Below are 21,360 nucleotides of genomic sequence, written 5' to 3'. Positions count from 1 at the left end.
TAAAAGAAAAATTAGGGTAAAATGGGGGAACTTTTAGTTTTAAATTTTTAGAATAAGGAAAAATAGTGCCTACTATCAATCAGTTGATTAGAAAAGAAAGGAAAAAGGTGGTTAAAAAAACGAAATCACCTGCATTAGTGGAATGCCCTCAAAGAAGAGGGGTTTGTACTAGGGTTTATACGACTACCCCTAAAAAGCCTAACTCGGCTTTAAGAAAGGTCGCTAAGGTCCGTTTGACCAGTAAATTTGAAGTGATCAGTTATATCCCTGGTGAAGGGCATAACTTGCAAGAGCACTCCATTGTGTTAGTGCGTGGGGGTAGGGTTAAGGATTTACCCGGTGTGAAATACCACATCGTTCGTGGCGCTTTAGACACTGCAGGGGTCAATAAAAGAACGGTTTCACGCTCTAAGTATGGGACTAAAAAAGCTAAAGCGACCGACAAGAAAGCAACAGACAACAAGAAAAAATAAGAGGAAAACAAAAACATGAGAAGAAGAAAAGCACCCGTTAGGGAGGTTTTGGGCGATCCTGTTTATGGGAATAAAGTGGTTACTAAGTTTATCAATAAGATGATGTTCGACGGCAAGAAAAGCGTAGCGGAAAAAATCATCTACAAAGCTTTTAATAAGATTGAAGAAAAAAGCGGTGAAAAAGGGATTGAAGTGTTTGAAAAAGCCCTAGAAAGAGTGCGTCCTTTAGTGGAAGTGCGCAGCAGAAGAGTGGGTGGGGCTACCTATCAAGTGCCGGTAGAAGTGAGGGCGAGCCGCCAGCAGTCGCTATCCATTCGTTGGATTTTAGAAGCGACCAGAAAACGCAATGAAAGAATGATGGTGGATAGACTGGCTAACGAACTTATGGATGCGGCTAGCGATAAAGGTGCGGCTTTTAAGAAAAAAGAAGATGTGCATAAAATGGCAGAAGCGAATAAAGCGTTCGCGCACTACCGCTGGTAATTGGAGTTAGAATGGCTAGAAAAACCCCATTAAACAGGATCAGGAATATCGGTATCGCCGCTCACATTGATGCTGGGAAAACCACCACTTCTGAAAGGATTTTATTCTATACAGGCGTGAGCCATAAGATTGGCGAAGTGCATGACGGTGCAGCGACAATGGATTGGATGGAGCAAGAAAAAGAAAGAGGGATCACTATCACTTCTGCGGCAACGACTTGTTTTTGGAAGGATCACCAAATCAATTTGATTGACACCCCAGGGCATGTGGATTTCACTATTGAAGTGGAACGATCCATGCGCGTGCTGGATGGTGCGGTTTCGGTGTTTTGCTCGGTTGGGGGCGTGCAACCTCAAAGCGAGACTGTGTGGCGTCAAGCGAATAAATACGGCGTGCCTAGGATTGTTTTTGTCAATAAAATGGATAGGATTGGGGCGAATTTCTATAATGTAGAAAACCAGATCAAGCAGCGCTTGAAAGCTAATCCTGTGCCTATCAATATCCCTATCGGGGCTGAAGACACTTTCATTGGCGTGATTGATTTAGTCCAAATGAAAGCGATCGTTTGGAATAATGAAACCATGGGGGCCAAATACGATGTGGAAGAAATCCCTAGCGATTTGTTAGAAAAGGCTAAACAATACCGAGAAAAGCTTGTGGAAGCTGTAGCCGAGCAAGATGAAGCCTTGATGGAAAAGTATTTAGGTGGTGAAGAATTGGATATTGAAGAAATCAAAAAAGGCATTAAAACAGGTTGCTTGAACATGAGCCTTGTCCCTATGCTTTGTGGTTCTTCTTTTAAAAATAAAGGCGTGCAGACTTTATTAGATGCGGTCATTGATTACTTGCCAGCGCCTACGGAGGTTGTGGATATTAAGGGGATTGATCCAAAAACTGAAGAAGAGGTTTTTGTGAAATCCAGCGATGATGGCGAGTTTGCCGGTTTGGCGTTTAAAATCATGACGGATCCTTTTGTGGGCCAACTCACTTTTGTGCGCGTGTATCGCGGCAAGCTAGAATCCGGTAGCTATGTGTATAATTCCACCAAAGACAAGAAAGAGCGCGTGGGAAGGCTTCTTAAAATGCACTCCAACAAGAGAGAAGACATTAAAGAAGTTTATGCAGGTGAGATTTGCGCGTTTGTGGGCTTAAAAGACACGCTAACTGGGGACACGCTTTGCGATGAAAAAAATGCGGTTGTTTTAGAGAGGATGGAATTTCCTGAGCCGGTCATTCACATCGCTGTGGAGCCTAAAACGAAAGCAGACCAGGAAAAAATGGGCGTAGCGTTAGGCAAGCTTGCCGAAGAAGATCCAAGCTTTAGGGTGATGACTCAAGAAGAAACCGGGCAAACCCTTATTGGTGGCATGGGTGAATTGCACCTAGAAATCATCGTGGATAGATTGAAAAGAGAATTTAAGGTGGAAGCCGAAATCGGTCAGCCGCAAGTCGCCTTTAGAGAGACTATCCGCTCTAGCGTGAGCAAAGAGCATAAATACGCTAAGCAAAGCGGTGGTCGTGGGCAATACGGGCATGTGTTTATCAAACTTGAGCCTAAAGAGCCGGGCAGTGGGTATGAATTTGTGAATGAAATTTCTGGGGGCGTAATCCCTAAAGAATATATCCCTGCGGTGGATAAGGGTATCCAAGAAGCGATGCAAAATGGCGTTTTAGCAGGTTATCCGGTGGTGGATTTTAAAGTCACCCTTTATGATGGGAGCTACCATGATGTGGATTCTTCAGAAATGGCGTTTAAGATCGCAGGATCTATGGCGTTTAAAGAAGCGAGTCGCGCGGCTAATCCGGTTTTACTAGAGCCTATGATGAAAGTGGAAGTGGAAGTCCCTGAAGAATACATGGGCGATGTGATTGGCGATCTCAATAGAAGAAGAGGGCAAATCAATTCTATGGACGATAGATTAGGCTTGAAAATCGTGAACGCTTTTGTGCCGTTGGTGGAAATGTTTGGTTATTCTACGGATTTACGATCAGCCACTCAAGGGCGTGGGACTTACTCTATGGAGTTTGATCATTATGGCGAAGTGCCTAGCAATATCGCTAAGGAAATCGTGGAAAAACGCAAAGGCTGATTTTATCGTAACACTTTCTTAAAAAAGGGGTGTTGCACTATTTAAACTTTTCTCCTTTAAATTAAAGAGACTTTTTAGGTGGGTTTATCCCCTTAATGAGTCTTTCTTCATTTTAATTTGCTATAAAATTGCTTTTTAGCTTTGTTCTCATCAAATAAGGGGTAACTAAAACTTTTTGATTTTTAAAAATGGGGTTTTGGTTGCTTCATTTAATCGTTTTAGATTTTATTTCATGGTGGAATTCGTTTTCTTAAGGGGTTAGGGGGTGTTTTGTAGCAATGCTTTTTAAAAATCCCCTAATTCATAGACCGCCTTACAAGAAATTCCGCTTGACTAACGACAAGCTCTTTTGTATTCAATCTTAAAAAACGCTTTTTGGTATTTTTTCAAATTTTTATAATCAATTTTTTATTAAAACAAAGCCTTGTTAAAATGCCTTAAAAAGTTTGTTAGGGGGATAAAAACACACTGACAAACAGAAAATAACGCTCAATCTCTTTTAAAAGAGCCAATGCAATTATAAATACCCAATACTTTTATTGATTCACCATTTTATTGATTCTTTCAGGGTAGCGGGCCCCTTCTATTTTGATTGCAGTCAATTCTTTTTGGAAAATCTCCAATTCTTTTTGACTCCAAGAAACCTGCAAAGCCCCTATATTTTCTATGAGCCTGGATTCTTTGGTGGTGCCAAAGAGAGGGACAATGATTTTTTGCGTGTGCAAAATCCATGAGAGAGCCAGTTGGGCTGGTGTAACGCCTTTAGCGTGTGCATGATCTTGGATTAATTCCACCAAGACATAATTTTTGGCTAGATTTTCTTGATTAAACCTAGGAGAAACGCTTCTAAAATCCCCACTAGCGAAGGTGGCATTTTTTTCAAATTTCGCGCCTAAAACCCCTTACCCAAAGGCGAGAAAGCGACAAAACCAATTTTTTCTTTTTCTAAAAAACCTAAAATCTCTTTTTCAGGTTCGCGCCACCACAAGGAATATTCGCTCTGCAACGCGCTTAAAGGGCAAATTTGATGGGCTTTTTGGATGCTAGACAACCCTGCCTCACTCATCCCCCAAGCTTTAATTTTTCCTTCTTTAATAAGAGCTTGCATAACTTCTGCCACTTCTTCTATGGGCGTGTTAGTATCCATGCGGTGTTGGTAGTATAAATCAATGCATTCTACTTTTAAGCGTTTCAAACTCCCTTCAATGGCGCTCTTAATGCGGTTAGGACTGGAGTCTAAAAACATGGTTGCGTATTTGTCATTAGGATCTGCGTAGTAAATCCCAAACTTGCTCGCTACCACAACCTTGTCTCTAAAAGGCTTGATCGCTTCGCCTAAAAGCTTTTCATTATCTTCCCCATAAGCCTCTGCAGTGTCAAAAAAGTTAATACCCAATTCCAAAGCCTTATGGATAAGTTTAACCATCTGCTTTTTATCATGGACTTCCCCATACCCATAAGTCATGCCCATGCACCCTAGAGCTAACGCGCCCACTTTTAAAGGGCCTAAATGACGCTGTTGCATACAAACTCCTTGATTTCATATTGTTTTTTCAGTATAAATAACCGCAATCTTAATTTTTATCAAACTTTCTAAAACCAGAGATAATTTATCAAGTTTTTTGTATTGTAGTTTTTTTAAGGTAGCAAAACCACCAAACCAATCAAAAATTTGATTGGTTTCTATTCGTTTACTTTTGAAAAATATAATTCTCTCGCTTTTAAAATCATCACAAGGAGTTTTCGTATGAAAAAGCAAATCTTGACAGGTGTTTTGTTATCGGTTTTAGCGGTGAGTTCTGCATACGCTCACAAAGATAAAAAAGACGCTAAAAAACCTAAAAACTCAGTAGCTTAAGGGTTTTTGACTCAAAAAAGCGTTTTTAAAAACGCTTTTTTGGATATTATCCTATAATTTCCTACCATTTTTTAAAACCCTTGATAGGATTTATCGCTCTTCTCACGCTTTCAAAAGTAAAGTTTATATATACAGAGTTTTGTCAATATGGTTGCGTTTTTAAAAAAGTCCATGAAGGGTGTTTAAGACTCTTCTAAAAAAGCGTGAGCGGCTTCTAGGACTTCAAGGGGCGTGATAGATCGCATGCACAAATGGTTTTTTTCATTCTTTAAAGGGCAAACTCGTTTCTTGCAAGGCGCACAGCTTAAATGGTGGTTCAATACAATCGCTTTTTGAGCTTTATAGGGGCGAGTCTCTTTTTCATCGGTGGGGCCAAAAAGAGCGATTAAGGGGGTTTGTGCACTAGCAGCCACATGCATAGGGCCACTATCGTTAGTGATGAATAAATCTAAAATAGCGATGCGTTGTATCAATTCTTCAATGCTGGTTTTCCCGCACAGATTGTAAGCGTTACGGGATAATAAGGGGTTTTTTAATAAACCTTTAGTGAGTTTTAAAATTTCTTCAGAAACAATAGCGTCTTCTTTAGCCCCAAAAAAATAAATTTCATGCCCTTCTTCTAACAAAACAGCAGAAACTTCAGCGTAATAAGAAGCCGGCCATCTTTTAGCGCTCCCATAGCTTGCACTAGGGTTAAAGCCGATTTTTTTAGGGGTGTTTGGGGTGTGAGCGGGGAGGTTAAAAGCCAATTTTAAGGGTAAAACGCTTTTTTGATCCAATTCTTTTTCTAAAAATTGCGAAAACAAAAAGCAATACTTTTCCACTTGGTGATACTCTTTAGGGGCAGTAGTTATTGCATGGCTAAGGAAAAAAGAACGAAAAAATTGAGCAAAGCCGATGCGGATAGGCGTTTTTGTCGCATAGAGCAAAAAAGCCGAATAAAAATGGTTGTTTAATGCGATCGCTATATCGCAACGCCCTATTTTTTGAGCGAGTTTGTAAGTGGCTAATAGCCTGAAAAAGGATTTTTTGGTGTCATCTGTAAAAACGGCTTCTATTTTTTCATCTTTTTTGAAAAGTTCGCAAGTGATTTGTGGGCCCACTAAGATAAAACGCGCGTTAGGGTAGTGGTGTTTAAGGGTGTAAAAAAGCGAGCTTGCCATCACCCCATCGCCTAACCAATTAGGCAAACGCAATAAAATACGCATGCGTTTGGGTGCATTTACGCTCATCAATAGCCCTTTTTTAAAGATTTTAAGCTAAAATTTTAGCATACAAATACAAGGAAATGGAATGATTACCCCTAAAGTGTTGAGCGGGTTTAAAGACCGCTTGCCTAAAGATGCGATACAAAAAGCCCAGTTGCTTTCTAAAGTTTCAGTCGTGTTTCAAAGTTTTGGTTTTGTGCCGATTGAAACCCCTCATTTGGAATACGCTGAAGCACTACTACCTGATGCGAGCAGTGATATTCAAAAAGAAATTTATCGTTTTAAAGACCATGGGGATAGGGATGTGGCTTTAAGGTTTGATTTGACCGTGCCATTAGCCCGCTTTGTCTCTTTGCACCACCAAATATTAGGCATGCCCTTTAAACGCTACGCCATAGGCAATGTCTTTAGGGGTGAAAGGGCGCAAAAAGGGCGTTACAGGGAATTTACGCAATGCGATTTTGATTTTATAGGGAGCGAGAGTTTGGTGTGCGATGCTGAGATCATTCAAGTGATCATCGCTTCTTTAAAAGCTTTGGATTTAGAAGATTTTTGCGTCTCTATCAACCACAGAAAAATTTTGAACGGGATATGCGAATATTTTGGGATCTCTCAAGTGAATGCAGTGTTGCGCGTTGTGGATAAATTGGAAAAAATTGGCTTGAATGGGGTTGAAGAAGAATTAAAAAAAGAGTGCGATTTAAATTCAAACACCATTAAAGAGCTTTTAGAAATGGTTCAAATCCAACAAAACGATTTAAGCCATGCGGAATTTTTTGAAAAAATTGCTTACTTGAAAGACTATAATGAAAATCTAAAAAAGGGCATACAGGATTTAGAAAGGCTATACCAGCTGCTAGGGGATTTGCAAATTTCTCAAAACCTGTATAAAATTGATTTTTCTATTGCTAGGGGGTTAGGGTATTATACAGGGATTGTGTATGAAACCACGCTTAATGATATGAAGTCTTTAGGGAGCGTGTGTTCAGGGGGGCGTTACGATCATTTGACTAAGAATTTTTCTAAAGAAAATTTACAAGGGGTAGGGGCTTCTATTGGGATTGATAGATTGATTGTGGCTTTGAGTGAAATGCAATTATTAGACGAGCGTTCCACCCAAGCTAAAGTTTTAATCGCTTGCATGCATGAAGAGTATTTTTCTTACGCCAACCGCTTAGCGGAGTCTTTAAGGCAAAGCGGGATTTTTAGCGAAGTCTATCCAGAAGCTCAAAAAATCAAAAAACCCTTTTCTTACGCCAACCATAAGGGGCATGAGTTTGTGGTTATTATTGGCGAAGAAGAATTTAAAAGCGAAACCTTAAGCTTGAAAAACATGCATTCAGGCATGCAGTTGAATTGCTTGAGTTTTTTAAAAGCCCTTGAAATCATTGGAGAAAACGATGAAGACTTATAATGTCGCTATTGTCGGGGCTAGTGGGGCGGTAGGGCAAGAGCTGATTAAAGGTTTAGAAAATTCTTTTTTCCCGATTAAGAAATTTGTCCCGCTCGCTAGTGCTAGAAGTGCCGGTAAAAAGATCAGAGCTTTCAATAAAGACTATGAGATTTTAGAAACCACGCACGAAGTTTTTGAAAAAGAAAAAATAGACATCGCCTTTTTTAGCGCTGGGGGGAGCGTGAGCGAAGAATTTGCTACAAGCGCTGCAAAAACGGCCTTAGTGATTGATAACACGAGCTTTTTTAGATTGAATAAAGATGTGCCTTTAGTCGTGCCTGAAATCAACGCTAAAGAAATTTTTAACGCTCCTTTAAATATCATCGCTAACCCTAATTGCTCCACCATTCAAATGACGCAAATCTTAAACCCCTTACACCTTTATTTTAAGATAAAAAGCGTGATTGTTAGCACTTATCAAGCCGTGAGTGGGGCAGGGAACAAGGGTATAGAGAGTTTGAAAAGGGAGTTAAAAACCGCATTAGAGTGCTTGGAAAAAGACCCCGCTATTGATTTAAACCAAATCTTGCAAGCCGGGGCTTTCCCTTATCCGATCGCTTTCAATGCGATCGCTCATATTGATACTTTTAAGGAGAATGGCTACACGAAAGAAGAGCTGAAAATGGTGCATGAAACCCATAAAATCATGGGCGTGGATTTCCCTATCAGCGCGACTTGCGTGCGCGTGCCGGTATTGAGGAGCCATAGCGAGAGTTTGAGTATCGCTTTTGAAAAAGAATTCGATCTTAAAGAAGTCTATGAAGTTTTAAAAAACGCCCCTAGCGTGGTTGTTTGCGATGATCCTAGCCATAATCTCTACCCCACGCCCCTAAAAGCGAGCCACACGGATAGCACCTATATAGGGCGCTTGAGGAAGGATTTGTTTGATAAGAAAACCTTGCATGGCTTTTGCGTGGCGGATCAATTAAGAGTGGGGGCAGCCACCAACGCGCTCAAAATCGCCATGCATTACATTAAGAACGCTTGAGTTCACTCAAAGATAACAAAGATGAATGCGCATGCGCTTGAATTAAGGACAAGGATCAATCTAACCCAATCTCTAAAAAAGAGCTTTAAGTTACTAGGCTTGCGATGTTAAACAGGGGTGTAATTGAATTTCTCAAGGCTTGATTGAGAGAAATGCTAGTATTTGGTAGGTCAAAAGAAATGATAAAGGCTTACACTCAAGCAGAGAGTGAATGTTTAGCTAGCGAGTTATTGCCTATTATTCCCTTTAAAAGGGTGTGAGTTTAAGGTATCAAGGAAAACTTGTATCAAGTTTTATTGAAATGGATTAGAAAAATCTGATTGGATTGACCCTTACAATTTTTCAAACCAATCGTTTAATAGCGATTAAATATGGCTATATATACTACAATAATAAGATTTTGAAAAGTGAGATTGTTTTTTTGAAAGGATTTAAATGCCTATTATAAGGGTTTTAGTAATGCTTGCAACAATGATGATGAAGTTAGGAAAAACAGCAAAAGAAAAGAAAGTTTTTAAGAATGTGGGAATGTCTATAATGGGGATTGCTTTTTGGGAAGCGATAAAAGACTCGATAAAAAACAAATTAAAAAAAGCAATTGGATATGTGGGAATGTTAAGACTGCAGATGATTATTTAAAAACGCATCCTAACTCATGGTTTAATTCAGCAATAGGTGTAACAGCGATAACAGCCATGCTTATGAATGTGTGTTTTGCTGATGACCAATCCAAAAAAGAAGTGGCTGAAACTCAAAAGGAAGCTGAAAATGCTAGGGATAGAGCAAATAAGAGTGAGATAGAGTTAGAACAAGAAAGGCAAAAGACAAATAAGAATGAGATAGAACTCGCTAATAGTCAAATAAAAGCAGAACAAGAAAGACAGAAAACAGAACAAGAAAAACAGAAGGCAAATAAGAGTGAGATAGAGTTAGAACAGCAAAAACAAAAGACAATTAATATACAAAGAGATTTAATTAAAGAACAGAAAGATTTCATTAAATACGCAGAACAAAATTGCCAAGAAAAACATGGTCAATTGTTTATTAAAAAAGCAAGAATTAAGACCGGTATTACTACTGGTATTGCTGTAGAAGTAGAAGCTGAATGCAAAACCCCTAAACCTGCAAAAACCAATCAAACCCCTATCCAGCCAAAACACCTCCCAAACTCTAAACAACCCCGCTCTCAAAGAGGATCAAAAGTGCAAGAGCTTATAGCTTATTTGCAAAAAGAGCTAGAATCTCTGCCCTATTCACAAAAAGCTATCGCTAAACAAGTGGATTTTTATAAACCAAGTTCTATCGCTTATTTAGAACTAGACCCTAGAGATTTTAATGTTACAGAAGAATGGCAAAAAGAAAATCTAAAAATACGCTCTAAAGCTCAAGCTAAAATGCTTGAAATGAGGCATTTAAAACCAGACCCACAAGCCCACCTTTCAACCTCTCAAAGCCTTTTGTTCGTTCAAAAAATATTTGCTGATGTTAATAAAGAAATAAAAGTAGTTGCTAATACTGAAAAGAAAGTAGAAAAAACGGGTTATGGTTATAGTAAAAGGGTGTAGGCATAAGAAAACACCATAAAATCGTTTTTAGCTTATTTATGGTATTTTAAAGGCTCTATGTTACCCAATTAGAACAGAGCTTTTTTTAAACTCCTTAGTAGGGATCCCAATCATTTTTGGCGTTTGAGCGTTTCACAAAATACAAGCGGTTGCAATTTTTAGCGGTATTTTATGAAGAATGGTTTTTACCTCCCTCTTTCAAAAGAGAGGGTTTTAATTTTAGCGGATCTTTAGCGGGTCTCAGCTGAGCTTTTAATGATCACGGTGTTGTAGTCAGGCTGGACGGGGCGTTGGTTGGGCGAATTTTTCATGCGTTTTTTGATTTCAGCCAATTGTTTGGCAGAGACTTCCAAAGGCTCTTCTATGACAAACCATGCCACTCCCTCTGTGCAAGGAGGAGCGGTGAGAGAGCCGTTAAAATGGTAGTAATTGATGCTTTTAGGCAAGAAAGCGTCTAATGCCACCTCTTTAAAATTTTGTTTCTTTTGAATGCCTTCTAAAATGGGATCAAGGTTGGGGTTTTCTTTCCCTTCTTCAAAACCAATCGCTAGCACCAGCAAACGCCCTTTAGCGTCTTTATGCACGAAATGCACGCTCAAAGGCCTGGTTTTATTATTGATTAAAAACTCCATAGGGGCGTGGAAATGCACATTATCCAGCACATAGTCATGCCCTCTATAATTGATGTGGTTAGTCGGCTCAAACGAAGCCTTCAAAGTATGATGAGTGAAAAAGACCGCTTTAGGTTTAGAAGCGGCGTATTTGAATTGCAAATCGGCTTTATCTTGCGTGTGGTAGTAATGCTCAATGTTGATGGGCGATTGGCTTTTACCGCTTTTGCACACTTCAAAATCTTTGTGCAATTTGTCCCAGCGGTGCGGGCCATTTTCTTTATTTTTATAATCCCATTTGGTATTTTCAGCGCCTATAAGAGAAGCGGCTAACGCTAAAGCGATCAAAAAAGTTTTTTTCATTTTAATTATCCTTTATTCTAAAATTCTAAAATATTAAAAAGCAATGGATCAATTCTAGCGCTTAATCAATAATGACCGCAGTTACAAAAAATAGATTGGTTAAAAGTTGGAAATGATTTTAAATTCTGTTTTATATGGTAACAATTCTATTAATTTTTAATGCGCCTATGGAGCGGAAATATTTGTTTTAACCAGCCCCCAATTTACAAGCGATTAAAATTTTTGTTTTACACTACAAATTTTCAAATGGAATAAAATTTAATCCCTTAAGATTTAAATGATGATAACCAAACAATCGTATCAAAAATTCGCCTTAATGCGGGTTTTTGTGTTTTCGCTTTCGGCGTTTATTTTTAACACCACGGAGTTTGTCCCTGTCGCGCTCTTATCAGATATTGCGAAAAGTTTTGAAATGGAGAGCGCAACAGTGGGGCTTATGATCACTGCTTATGCGTGGGTGGTGTCTCTTGGCTCATTGCCCTTGATGCTGCTTAGCGCTAAGATTGAGAGGAAACGCTTATTGCTTTTTCTTTTCGCCCTTTTTATTATTAGCCATATCCTTTCAGCGCTAGCGTGGAATTTTTGGGTGCTACTCATTTCTCGTATGGGTATCGCTTTTGCCCACTCTATTTTTTGGTCCATCACGGCTTCTTTAGTCATTCGTGTCGCGCCAAGAAATAAAAAACAACAAGCTTTAGGGTTATTGGCGTTAGGGAGTTCGTTAGCGATGATTTTAGGGTTGCCGCTTGGGAGGATCATTGGGCAAATTTTGGATTGGCGATCCACTTTTGGCGTGATTGGGGGCATTGCGACTCTTATAGCGTTGCTTATGTGGAAATTGCTCCCGCATTTACCGAGTAGAAACGCCGGCACGCTCGCAAGTGTCCCTATATTAATGAAACGCCCGCTTTTAGTGGGGATTTATTTGCTTGTGATCATGGTTATCTCTGGGCATTTCACCACTTATAGCTATATTGAGCCTTTTATCATTCAAATCAGCCAATTTTCTCCTGACATTACGACGCTAATGCTGTTTGTTTTTGGGTTAGCGGGCGTGGCAGGGAGTTTTTTATTCGGCCGTTTGTATGCGAAAAATTCAAGAAAATTTATCGCTTTTGCAATGGTTTTAGTCATTTGCCCGCAACTCTTGCTGTTTGTGTTTAAAAACTTAGAGTGGGTGATCTTTTTGCAAATTTTCTTGTGGGGAATAGGGATCACTTCACTCACTATTGCGTTGCAAATGAGGGTGTTACAGCTCGCCCCAGATGCCACGGATGTCGCGAGCGCGATTTTTTCGGGGAGCTATAATGTGGGGATTGGATCAGGAGCGTTGTTTGGCAGTATTGTGATCCACCAATTAGGGCTAGGGTATATTGGCTTTGTGGGTGGGGCTTTAGGTTTGTTGGCGCTGTTTTGGCTTAGATTCATTACGATAAAGTTTAAAAAAACATAAAGAGCGTTAAAAGGATTAGCCCAATAAAGAAAAATCCCTTTCGCGTTAAAAACCATTTTTAAAATTTAGTGATACGGCTTGAATCCAACCGCGCTAACGGACAGATTGTCTCTCTTTTTATGTTAAAATAGAAAAATTTGTCATAAATTTTAAGCGGTGTGGTTTAAATGCTCAAAAAAAAGATTGATTTGCATAAAGATTCGATAAGGAAGCTCTTTTTTTATTATTTTATCCCTTTAGCTTTTTCTATGATTTCACTTTCCACTTACTCTATGATAGATGGCATGTTTGTGGGCAAGAAACTGGGTAAAGAAGCTATCGCTGCGGTCAATATCGCATGGCCGATTTTTCCAGGACTCATTGCGTATGAATTGCTTTTTGGTTTTGGGGCAGCGAGTATTGTGGGGTATTTTTTGGGTCAAAATAAAACCCATAGGGCTAGGCTTGTGTTTAGCAGCGTGTTTTATTTTGTCGCTCTAAGTGCCTTTATTTTGAGCATGGCGTTATTGCCTTTTAGCGAAACTATCGCGCGTTTTTTTGGGAGCAATGACGCTTTATTGAGCATGTCCAAACGCTACATTGAAATCATTTTAATGGGCGCGGTTTTTATGGTCCTCCACCCTTTGGCGGATGTTTTTGTGGTGAATGACAAACGCCCCATTTTAGCGATGGTAGCGATGCTGATTGGCTCGTTAGCGAATATCTTTTTCAACTATTGGTTTATTTTTGTTTTGGAAGTGGGGGTTCAAGGCAGCGCGATAGCCACCGTGATAGGGCATGCGATAGGGGTTTTAGTCTTAATGCAGCATTTTTGGCGCAAAAAAGGGCAATTGTATTTCATCAAACGATTTTCTTTGTCTTCAGTCATTTCTTCAGCTAAAAGCGGCGTACCTCAAAGCACGGCAGAATTTAGCGCTTCTTTGATGATTTTATTGTTTAATACCGCTATCATGCACACGGCTGGGGAAAGGTTTGTGAGCATGTATGGGATCGTTATGTATAATGCGATTATCTTTTTTACGACTTTGTTTGCGATTTCTCAAGGCATCCAACCGATTGCGAGCTTTAGCTATGGGGCTAGAAATTTAGAGCGCGTCAAAGAGGTGTTTGTTTTTGGTTTGAAAGCAGCGTTTTGTATAGGGATTGTTTTCTATGGCGCTTATTATTTCTTAGATGAATTTTTAATCAAGCTTTATTTGCAACCAAGCGAACAAGACCCCCTTTTTATGCAAGAGACTAAAAGAGCGATGAATATTTATTATGTGGGCTATGTTTTTTTAGGCATGAATTTGTTGTGCGCGGTGTTTTTCCAATCCATCCAACGCACTAAAAGTTCGTTTGTTATCACCCTTTCGCACACGCTAGGGTTTATCGTTATTTTATTACCAATTTTAAGCCATTTCTATGGGGTTAATGGCATTTGGGTAACTTACCCTATCGCGCAATTTTTAGCGTTTTTAGTAGCGTTAGGGGTAACTTATTACGAAATCAAAAAAGGGTTTTTACCACTTATAAAGAGAAAAACCCTATCGCTTTGAAAACTTAACCAATAAATAAGGTAAAATTAAGACATGCATGCAGAATTTTTCACTTTCGCACTCATTATGCTTTTAATCGTAATAGCTCCCTATATATCTAGAATCTCTCGTTTGCCTATCACGGTCGTGGAGATTTTATTTGGGTCTGTTGGGGCGTATGTGGGTTTTATTGAGCCAACTAAGGGCTTTGAAATCATGTCTGAAATTGGCTTTTTGTTTTTAATGTTTTTGTGCGGTTTGGAAGTGGAGATCTATTTGTTTAAAAAATTAGGGGTTTCTCTTTTAAAACGCATTTTTGCTTATCTGTTGATTTTATACACGCTTTCGTTCATCCTTACTTTTAGCCTTAATTTAGAGCCTATTTTTATGGTGATTTTCCCTATTATCAGTTTGGGCATGATCATGACTTTAGTCAAGGATTATCGTAAAGAGATTTTGTGGCTTGATTTGGTCTTAAAAGTGGGCGTTATTGGGGAATTGTTAAGCATTTTTGGTTTGGTGGTCGTGGATGGGGTGTATTCGCATGGTTTGGGCATGGATTTGATTAAAGATTTAGGCATTCTTATTGTTTTTTTAATCTTAATCATCGTGGCGTTTCAAATCTTTAAGACTTTGTTTTGGTGGTTCCCGCATTTAAAGCTTTTTGTGATGCCTAAAAGCAGTCAGTTTAACCAAGATGTGCGTTTTTCGCTCATGCTCTTTTTTTCCTTGGTTGCGATCGTGGTGTGGCTCAAAATAGAAATGGTTTTGGGGGCGTTTTTGGCGGGGTTAGTCGTTTCTACTTTCTTCCCTCACAAATCAGAATTGATCCACAAGCTCAATGATGTGGGTTTTGGGTTTTTTGTGCCTTTGTTTTTCATCCATGTAGGCTCTACTTTAGACTTAAAATTAGTGTTTTTAAACCCGCATTTGATCCTCCAAGGGATACTGATTATCATAGCGATGTTGAGTTTGCACTTGATCACTTCAACCTTATTGTGGCGCAAATACTTTAAAGAAGCTAAGCATTTGTTTTCATTCGCCTTAGGGGCTTCTATGCCTTTAACTTTTTTAGTTACCACCGCAGCAGTTGGTTTAAAAGCGCAAGCGATCTCGCAAAACACCTACTACGCATTGCTCATGGCGGCTATTTTTGAAGGGGTGTTATTCACGATTGCGATCAAAATACTCAACAAAAAAGCTTGAATAAAAGCTTAAGCGTCTAAATATTTAGAGTCGCTAAAGCTGCTCGCTTGGACATTATTGAACGCATTCTCTAAGCTATCAAAGAAACGAGGGTGCAAGTTTTGCATTTCTTTTAAGAAATTTTTGGTGGCTAATCGCGCGATAGGAGGCTTATCAGAGGTGGGCTGTTTGGCCGGGCAATTGCAATCAGGGGCGACAGGGATATTTTGAGAAGTAACAAAATGAATACTACTAGCTTCTCGAACCTTAATCAAAGGGCGGATCACCAACAAGCCGTTTTCAGCCCTATAAATGGGGGGCATGCTCCTCAAACTCCCGTTATAAGTGAAATTCATAAAAAAGCTCTCCACCGCATCGTCTAAATGGTGCGCGATAGCGACTTTATTGTAGCCTTCCTCTAAAGCCTTAGAATACAAAGTCCCTCGCCTCAAACGAGAACAAAACGAACAAAACGAGCTTTTTTCACGGCGTTTTTCGTTGATCGTGGCAGCGATTTGGGTGTAAATGATCTCATGCTCAATGCCTTGATCTTGGCACAAATCGCTCAACCATTTTAAATCTTCGCCCAAACCATAATGCACGGTAACCGCTTTAAAATCAAATTTGAAAGGGGCATGTTTTTGCATCCTGGCTAAGATGCAAGCGAGCATGATAGAATCCTTGCCCCCGCTCAATCCTAACAGAATTTTATCGCCCTCTTCTATGAGTTTGTAAGTAGCGTTGGTCTTGCCTACAATGTGTAAGACTTTTTTAGAAATTTCATAGGCCATTTTTGATCCTTGATGGTTTTATTTTCTAAAGTTTCGCGCTAAGCGAATGATTTCTTCTTCACTAATGTGATCGGAATTATATTTCACAATAATGATTTCTTCACTAATATTGACATACCATTCAATGATTTTATCTTCTAAAGTTTCAAATTGTTCCTCATTGTAAGCGTCTAAGGGGAAATAGACGTTTTTTTGCTTGGAAGGGTTATGGAGTAAAAAGAGCGATAAACCCCAAATAAGCCCTAAAGCTACAACGATTAAGCTTGTGTTAGAAACGCCTAAATGATGGTAGCTTAACCCTCCGCTCACGCCCCCAACAAAGCTCCCTAAATAGCCAAAAGTAGTGAATTGCCCTAAAACCTTGCCTTTTTCGTTTGCTCTGGCGAATTTAGACGCTAAAGATTGCATGATAGGCTCTAAGGTGGCAAAGCCAATAAAGAAAAACGCCACCCCAAGAATAAAGAGCCATAAATATTTCCCTAAAAAGCTAGAGTCGGCTAAAAACAAACACAAATAACTCATAATAAATAAGAACACCCCCGAAAGCATCACTCCCTTAGGTTTATTGTATTTTTCAGCCATAACGCTCGCTATTCCCATGCTTAAAACCCCTAATAAGGCTCCAGGCACATACACTAAGATTAAAAAACTTTCATCTTTATAAAATTCATTCACTAAGGCTAAAGGGATCAGCACAAAAATAAGCGTCATGAACGCTTTTTCAAAAAAAGAGCTTAGATACAAAAGATACAAGGCTTTAGAGTTGGGTTGGTAAGCTTTTATGTTTTTGATTTGGTAAGAAATTTTAGGGGCGTCTTTGACTTTTAAAAGCATCAATAAACTCAATAAGGTTAAGATCGCCGTGAGTAAAAAAAGCCATTTTGCCCCCCCAAAAAACGCCACAATCCCGGGACCTATGGCCATGCTTATAGTGAAGCTAATGAAAATAAACGCCCCCATGATGGCCATGGCTTTAGTGCGTTCTTCTTCTTTCACTTCATCAGCCACCATTGCGCTAATAACCCCCCCTAAAGCCCCCATGCCTTGAATGAAGCGCCCTATAACAAGCCAAACAATATCATTCGCTATAAAGCACACTAACGAGCCAGCTAAAAACAACAACAAGCACACCATCACCACCACTTTACGGCCTATCTTATCGCTAAGAATGCCCATGGGGGTTTGAAAGATAATTTGCGCAAGATACGCTCCGCCCACCGCCAAACCTATAAGCAAGGGACTGCTTGAATGGAAACTATCCGCATACAAACTAATGACAGGCAAAACAATAAAAAGCCCTAAAAACCGCAACGACGACACTAACGCTAATGGAAAAATTTTCTTAAACATGCGTAGTATTTTACAAGAAAATATCTAATTTTTATCATTAATTTAGGAAAGTAGGATTAATAATAAAATTTTAATGGATTTTTAAGAAAATTTTTTATATAATCTCTTCTTTATTTTTTATAAAATTGCTTGTGTCAAGGTAGCTCAGCTGGTTTAGAGCACTGGTCTCATAAGCCGGAGGTCGGGGGTTCAAGTCCCCCTCTTGACACCATGATTTTGATTTAAACTTCATTTAATATTCATTTAATCTTTTTTTTAGCAAACCTGAACTACAATAACTCTGCATCTTTTAATTTCTTAAATTAGGGATTTGACGATGATTTTTAGCTCTCTTTTAAGTGTTGTAGGGATGGCGGTGCTTTTTCTTATTGCTTGGGTGTTTTCTGGCAATAAAAGGGCTATTAATTATCGCACGATTATCAGCGCGTTTGTGATCCAGGTGGCTTTAGGGGCGTTGGCTTTATATGTGCCTTTGGGTAGGGAAATGCTGCAAGGCTTAGCTAGTGGCATACAAAGCGTGATTTCTTACGGCTATGAGGGGGTGCGTTTTTTATTTGGTAATCTCGCTCCAAACGCTAAGGGCGATCAAGGGATAGGAGGCTTTATCTTTGCGATCAATGTTTTAGCGATCATTATCTTTTTTGCTAGCTTGATTTCGCTTTTATATTATTTAAAAATCATGCCTTTATTTATCAATCTTATCGGTGGGGCGTTGCAAAAATGCTTAGGCACTTCTAAAGCAGAAAGCATGAGCGCAGCGGCTAATATTTTTGTAGCGCACACCGAAGCGCCCCTAGTCATTAAACCTTATTTGAAAAGCATGAGCGATTCAGAGATTTTTGCGGTCATGTGCGTGGGCATGGCTAGCGTTGCGGGGCCTGTGTTAGCCGGGTATGCGAGCATGGGCATTCCTTTGCCTTATTTAATCGCCGCATCGTTTATGTCCGCTCCTGGGGGGTTGTTGTTCGCTAAAATCATTTACCCGCAAAACGAAACCATTTCTAGCCATGCAGATGTTTCGGTAGAAAAGCATGTCAACGCCATAGAAGCTATCGCTAATGGGGCAAGCACAGGGCTAAATTTAGCCTTGCATGTGGGAGCGATGCTTTTAGCCTTTGTGGGGATGCTCGCACTCATTAACGGGCTTTTAGGGGTTATAGGGGGGGTTTTAGGCATGGAGCATTTGTCTTTAGGGGTGATTCTAGGCACGCTCTTAAAACCCTTAGCCTTTATGTTAGGCATTCCTTGGAGTCAGGCCGGGATTGCCGGAGAAATCATAGGCATTAAAATCGCGCTCAATGAATTTGTGGGCTATATGCAGTTATTGCCTTATTTGGGCGATAACCCTCCTTTAATCTTGAGCGAGAAAACTAAAGCCATCATCACTTTTGCGTTGTGCGGATTCGCTAACTTAAGTTCAGTCGCCATGCTGATTGGGGGGCTTGGCAGTTTAGTGCCTAAAAAGAAAGATCTCATTATAAGGCTTGCTTTAAAAGCGGTGCTTGTAGGCACGCTTTCTAATTTCATGAGCGCGACTATCGCTGGGTTATTCATAGGGCTAAACGCTAATCAATAAGGACAAAGCATGCAAAAAAGAGTGGTGGTTTTATTATTGGATTCTTTTGGTATAGGGGCTAGCGAAGACGCTAAAGATTTTGGCGATTTGGGGGCGAACACTTTAGGCAATATCGCTAAGGCTTGTTTTAATAACTTGGCTGATTCTAACGATCGCAATGGGGCTTTGAAGTTGCCTTATTTAGAGAGTTTGGGTTTAGGGTTGAGCGCTTTAAAGGCTGCAAATGAATTGCCTTTGGGTTTCCAACCACAACCCAATTTAATAGGGGCTTACGCTTATGCTAAAGAACTTTCTAGCGCTAAGGATACGATTTCTGGGCATTGGGAAATGATGGGCGCGCCCGTTCTTTTTGAATGGGGGTATTTTAAAGATAAAACTCATTCGTTTCCTAAAGAAATTTTAGATGAAATCATGCACAAAACTAAGATTAAGGGCTATTTAGGGAATTGCCACGCATCAGGGACAGAAATCATTAAAGATTTAGGCGAAAAGCATTTAGAAACTTTATACCCCATTTTTTACACTTCAGCGGATTCGGTGTTTCAAATCGCTGCGCATGAAGAAAAATTTGGGCTTGATCATTTATACGCTCTTTGTGAAGAAGCGTTTCAAATCCTAGAGTCTCTAAAGATTGCCAGAGTGATCGCGCGCCCCTTTATTGGCACAAATAAAGACAATTTCAAACGCACCGCCAAGCGCAAAGACTATGCGATAAAGCCCCATAAAAAATTGCTTTTTGAAACATTCATTGAAGAAAAGCAGGGCGAAGTCATTAGCATTGGAAAAATCGCTGATATTTACGCTCATGTGGGGATCACTCAAAAGTTCAAAGCCGGTAGTTTGATGGAGTTGTGCGATGTTACTTTAGAGCAAATCAAAAACGCTAAAAACAACAGCTTGATTTTTACGAATTTTGTGCATTTTGATAGCGATTATGGGCATAGGCGCGATATTAGCGGGTATGCTAACGCTTTAGAGTATTTTGATGCACGCTTAAAAGAGGTTTTAGAAAATTTAAGGGAAAACGATTTGCTCATTCTTTGCGCCGATCATGGGTGTGATCCCAGCTTTAAAGGCACCGATCACACACGAGAATACATTCCTGTTTTGTTCTATCATAAAGATTTGCAACCCACCTTTTTAGGCAAGAGCGAGTCGTTTGCGGATATTGGGCAGAGTATCGCTCACTTTTTGGGATTAAGCCCCTTAGATTATGGCAAAAACTTATTAAACTTTAAAGGACAACCATGACCCCTCACATTAACGCCAAAATCGGCGATTTTCACCCTCAATGCCTTTTATGCGGCGATCCCTTAAGGGTGAGCTACATTGCGAAAAAATTCTTACAAGACGCCAAAGAGATCACGAATGTGCGTAACATGCTAGGCTTTAGCGGGAAATATAAGGGTAAGGGGATTTCTTTAATGGGGCATGGCATGGGCATTGCGTCATGCACGATTTATGTTACTGAGCTCATTAAAACCTATCAGGTTAAAGAGCTTTTAAGGATTGGCACTTGCGGGGCGATTAGCCCAAAAGTTGGCCTGAAAGACATTATCATGGCAATTGGAGCTTCAACGGATTCTAAAACCAATCGGGTGCGTTTTTTAAACCACGATTTGAGCGCAACGCCTGATTTTGAATTGAGTTTAAGAGCGTATCAAACAGCAAAGCGTTTGGGTATTGATTTGAAAGTGGGTAATATTTTTTCAAGCGATTTTTTCTATTCTTTTGAAACGCATGCCTTTGATTTGATGGCCCAATACAACCACTTGGCTATTGAAATGGAAGCGGCAGGGTTATACGCCACGGCGATGGAACTAAACGCTAAGGCTTTATGCTTATGTTCAGTCTCAGATCACTTAATCATTAAAGAAGCCTTAAGCCCTAAAGAAAGGGTAGAAAGCTTTGATAACATGATCACTCTAGCTTTAGAGATGATGAGTTAGCCTTTTTTGTTGCCCCCATAAGTTAAGGATAAACTTTAAAGGAAAACCCTTAAAGCTAAAAGCTTTAAGGGAACTTTGGAAAAACAAAAGCTATCGTTTTACAGAAACTTCGTTTGACAAAACTACCGCTTCAATAAAACAACAATTTTACACCCCAAAAATGAAATTTCAAGGTATAATGTTTTCCAAGAGTTTTTACCATTTTCTGTTTTCATGGCAAACTCCCATTAAAAATTATCCCCATAATTGCACTTATGGGGGCGTTTATTTTACAACAATCTTTCTAAAACCAAATCCCAATTAAATTAAAAACACTCTTAAAAGCTTGATTGAGCGCATCAAAACACCCTAAAACTTTTTTTGAAATCCAATAAATTTGTGGTAAAATTAAACGCATTGTAAATAAATTCTCATTTTGATACATTTTTGCAATAAAACATTACTTTA

General features: G+C 39.5%; 16 protein-coding genes, 1 tRNA gene and 3 pseudogenes. 15 read left to right on the top strand and 5 right to left on the bottom strand.

What is annotated here, in order from left to right; translation table 11 throughout:
* The first annotated feature begins 65 nt into the window (after nucleotides 1-65).
* From rpsL to fusA, 3 genes are read left to right on the top strand one after another with little or no spacing between them, the layout of a single operon-like run.
* Nucleotides 66-473: a 30S ribosomal protein S12 gene (rpsL, locus tag EAL87_RS04625; RefSeq protein WP_001142321.1), complete on the top strand. Its 408-nt coding sequence runs from the start codon at nucleotides 66-68 to the stop codon at nucleotides 471-473.
* 15 nt (nucleotides 474-488) lie between these two features.
* Nucleotides 489-956, top strand: coding sequence for a 30S ribosomal protein S7 (rpsG, locus tag EAL87_RS04620; protein WP_001254357.1), 468 nt, complete (start codon nucleotides 489-491; stop codon nucleotides 954-956).
* Nucleotides 957-967: 11 nt separating this feature from the next.
* On the top strand, nucleotides 968-3,046 hold the full coding sequence (fusA, locus tag EAL87_RS04615; protein WP_000101867.1) for an elongation factor G: 2,079 nt from the start codon (nucleotides 968-970) through the stop codon (nucleotides 3,044-3,046).
* A gap of 536 nt (nucleotides 3,047-3,582) precedes the next feature.
* Here the strand turns inward: fusA and EAL87_RS04610 are convergent.
* Both EAL87_RS04610 and waaF read right to left on the bottom strand, forming a co-directional pair.
* A pseudogene (locus tag EAL87_RS04610) lies at nucleotides 3,583-4,571 on the bottom strand (aldo/keto reductase).
* A 515-nt stretch (nucleotides 4,572-5,086) separates the two neighbouring features.
* Complete coding sequence (waaF, locus tag EAL87_RS04600) at nucleotides 5,087-6,136, bottom strand: lipopolysaccharide heptosyltransferase II (RefSeq protein ID WP_120913289.1); 1,050 nt, start codon at nucleotides 6,134-6,136, stop codon at nucleotides 5,087-5,089.
* A 61-nt stretch (nucleotides 6,137-6,197) separates the two neighbouring features.
* On the opposite strand from waaF, the gene hisS reads away from it, so the two are divergent.
* The 4 genes from hisS to EAL87_RS08355 all read left to right on the top strand — a co-directional run bounded on the left by hisS (nucleotide 6,198) and on the right by EAL87_RS08355 (nucleotide 10,366).
* Complete coding sequence (gene hisS, locus EAL87_RS04595; protein ID WP_120913287.1) at nucleotides 6,198-7,526, top strand: histidine--tRNA ligase; 1,329 nt, start codon at nucleotides 6,198-6,200, stop codon at nucleotides 7,524-7,526.
* Nucleotides 7,513-8,553 carry an aspartate-semialdehyde dehydrogenase gene (gene asd, locus EAL87_RS04590; RefSeq protein ID WP_120913285.1) on the top strand — a complete coding sequence of 347 codons (1,041 nt, stop codon included), beginning with the start codon at nucleotides 7,513-7,515 and terminating at the stop codon, nucleotides 8,551-8,553. The genes hisS and asd overlap by 14 nt, the downstream gene beginning before the upstream one ends.
* Before the next feature lie 551 nt (nucleotides 8,554-9,104).
* The gene (locus tag EAL87_RS04585; RefSeq protein ID WP_423750101.1) at nucleotides 9,105-10,118 is read left to right on the top strand and encodes a DUF874 family protein; all 1,014 of its coding nucleotides are present in this window, start codon (nucleotides 9,105-9,107) and stop codon (nucleotides 10,116-10,118) included.
* A 116-nt stretch (nucleotides 10,119-10,234) separates the two neighbouring features.
* A complete protein-coding gene (locus tag EAL87_RS08355; RefSeq protein WP_276205128.1) occupies nucleotides 10,235-10,366 on the top strand; it encodes a hypothetical protein in 132 nt (43 codons plus the stop codon).
* Here the strand turns inward: EAL87_RS08355 and EAL87_RS04580 are convergent.
* Entirely contained in the window at nucleotides 10,349-11,092 is a 744-nt protein-coding gene (locus tag EAL87_RS04580) for a carbonic anhydrase (RefSeq protein ID WP_078261450.1), read from the bottom strand. The genes EAL87_RS08355 and EAL87_RS04580 overlap by 18 nt on opposite strands.
* A 277-nt stretch (nucleotides 11,093-11,369) precedes the next feature.
* Here EAL87_RS04580 and EAL87_RS04575 point away from each other — a divergent pair, with 277 nt between their 5' ends.
* The 3 genes and pseudogenes from EAL87_RS04575 (at nucleotide 11,370) to EAL87_RS04565 (ending at nucleotide 15,268) form a co-directional block, all read left to right on the top strand.
* Nucleotides 11,370-12,545, top strand: coding sequence for a sugar transporter (locus tag EAL87_RS04575; RefSeq protein WP_120913283.1), 1,176 nt, complete (start codon nucleotides 11,370-11,372; stop codon nucleotides 12,543-12,545).
* A 167-nt stretch (nucleotides 12,546-12,712) separates the two neighbouring features.
* Nucleotides 12,713-14,091 (top strand): annotated as a pseudogene (locus tag EAL87_RS04570) (HP1184 family multidrug efflux MATE transporter).
* A 25-nt stretch (nucleotides 14,092-14,116) separates the two neighbouring features.
* Nucleotides 14,117-15,268, top strand: coding sequence for a cation:proton antiporter (locus EAL87_RS04565; RefSeq protein ID WP_120913279.1), 1,152 nt, complete (start codon nucleotides 14,117-14,119; stop codon nucleotides 15,266-15,268).
* Nucleotides 15,269-15,276: 8 nt separating this feature from the next.
* Here EAL87_RS04565 and EAL87_RS04560 read toward each other — a convergent pair whose 3' ends face one another.
* Both EAL87_RS04560 and EAL87_RS04555 read right to left on the bottom strand, forming a co-directional pair.
* On the bottom strand, nucleotides 15,277-16,038 hold the full coding sequence (locus EAL87_RS04560; RefSeq protein ID WP_120913277.1) for a tRNA 2-thiocytidine biosynthesis TtcA family protein: 762 nt from the start codon (nucleotides 16,036-16,038) through the stop codon (nucleotides 15,277-15,279).
* Between the two features lie 18 nt (nucleotides 16,039-16,056).
* Nucleotides 16,057-17,349, bottom strand: coding sequence for an MFS transporter (locus EAL87_RS04555; protein WP_341457617.1), 1,293 nt, complete (start codon nucleotides 17,347-17,349; stop codon nucleotides 16,057-16,059).
* 172 nt (nucleotides 17,350-17,521) lie between these two features.
* Here EAL87_RS04555 and EAL87_RS04550 point away from each other — a divergent pair.
* The 5 genes and pseudogenes from EAL87_RS04550 to EAL87_RS08225 all read left to right on the top strand — a co-directional run.
* Nucleotides 17,522-17,599 (top strand) — tRNA-Met (locus EAL87_RS04550).
* A gap of 105 nt (nucleotides 17,600-17,704) precedes the next feature.
* On the top strand, nucleotides 17,705-18,964 hold the full coding sequence (locus EAL87_RS04545; protein WP_120913273.1) for a NupC/NupG family nucleoside CNT transporter: 1,260 nt from the start codon (nucleotides 17,705-17,707) through the stop codon (nucleotides 18,962-18,964).
* Nucleotides 18,965-18,973: 9 nt separating this feature from the next.
* A complete protein-coding gene (locus tag EAL87_RS04540) occupies nucleotides 18,974-20,215 on the top strand; it encodes a phosphopentomutase (protein WP_120913271.1) in 1,242 nt (413 codons plus the stop codon).
* On the top strand, nucleotides 20,212-20,913 hold the full coding sequence (gene deoD, locus EAL87_RS04535; RefSeq protein ID WP_120913269.1) for a purine-nucleoside phosphorylase: 702 nt from the start codon (nucleotides 20,212-20,214) through the stop codon (nucleotides 20,911-20,913). The genes EAL87_RS04540 and deoD overlap by 4 nt, the downstream gene beginning before the upstream one ends.
* Before the next feature lie 28 nt (nucleotides 20,914-20,941).
* Nucleotides 20,942-21,202 (top strand): annotated as a pseudogene (locus EAL87_RS08225) (hypothetical protein); the annotation flags it as partial.
* Between the last annotated feature and the right edge of the window lie 158 nt (nucleotides 21,203-21,360).

The sequence above is a fragment of the Helicobacter pylori genome, assembly GCF_003636935.1.
Taxonomy (GTDB): domain Bacteria; phylum Campylobacterota; class Campylobacteria; order Campylobacterales; family Helicobacteraceae; genus Helicobacter; species Helicobacter pylori_CH.
This window is presented reverse-complemented; position numbering and strand designations above follow the sequence as displayed.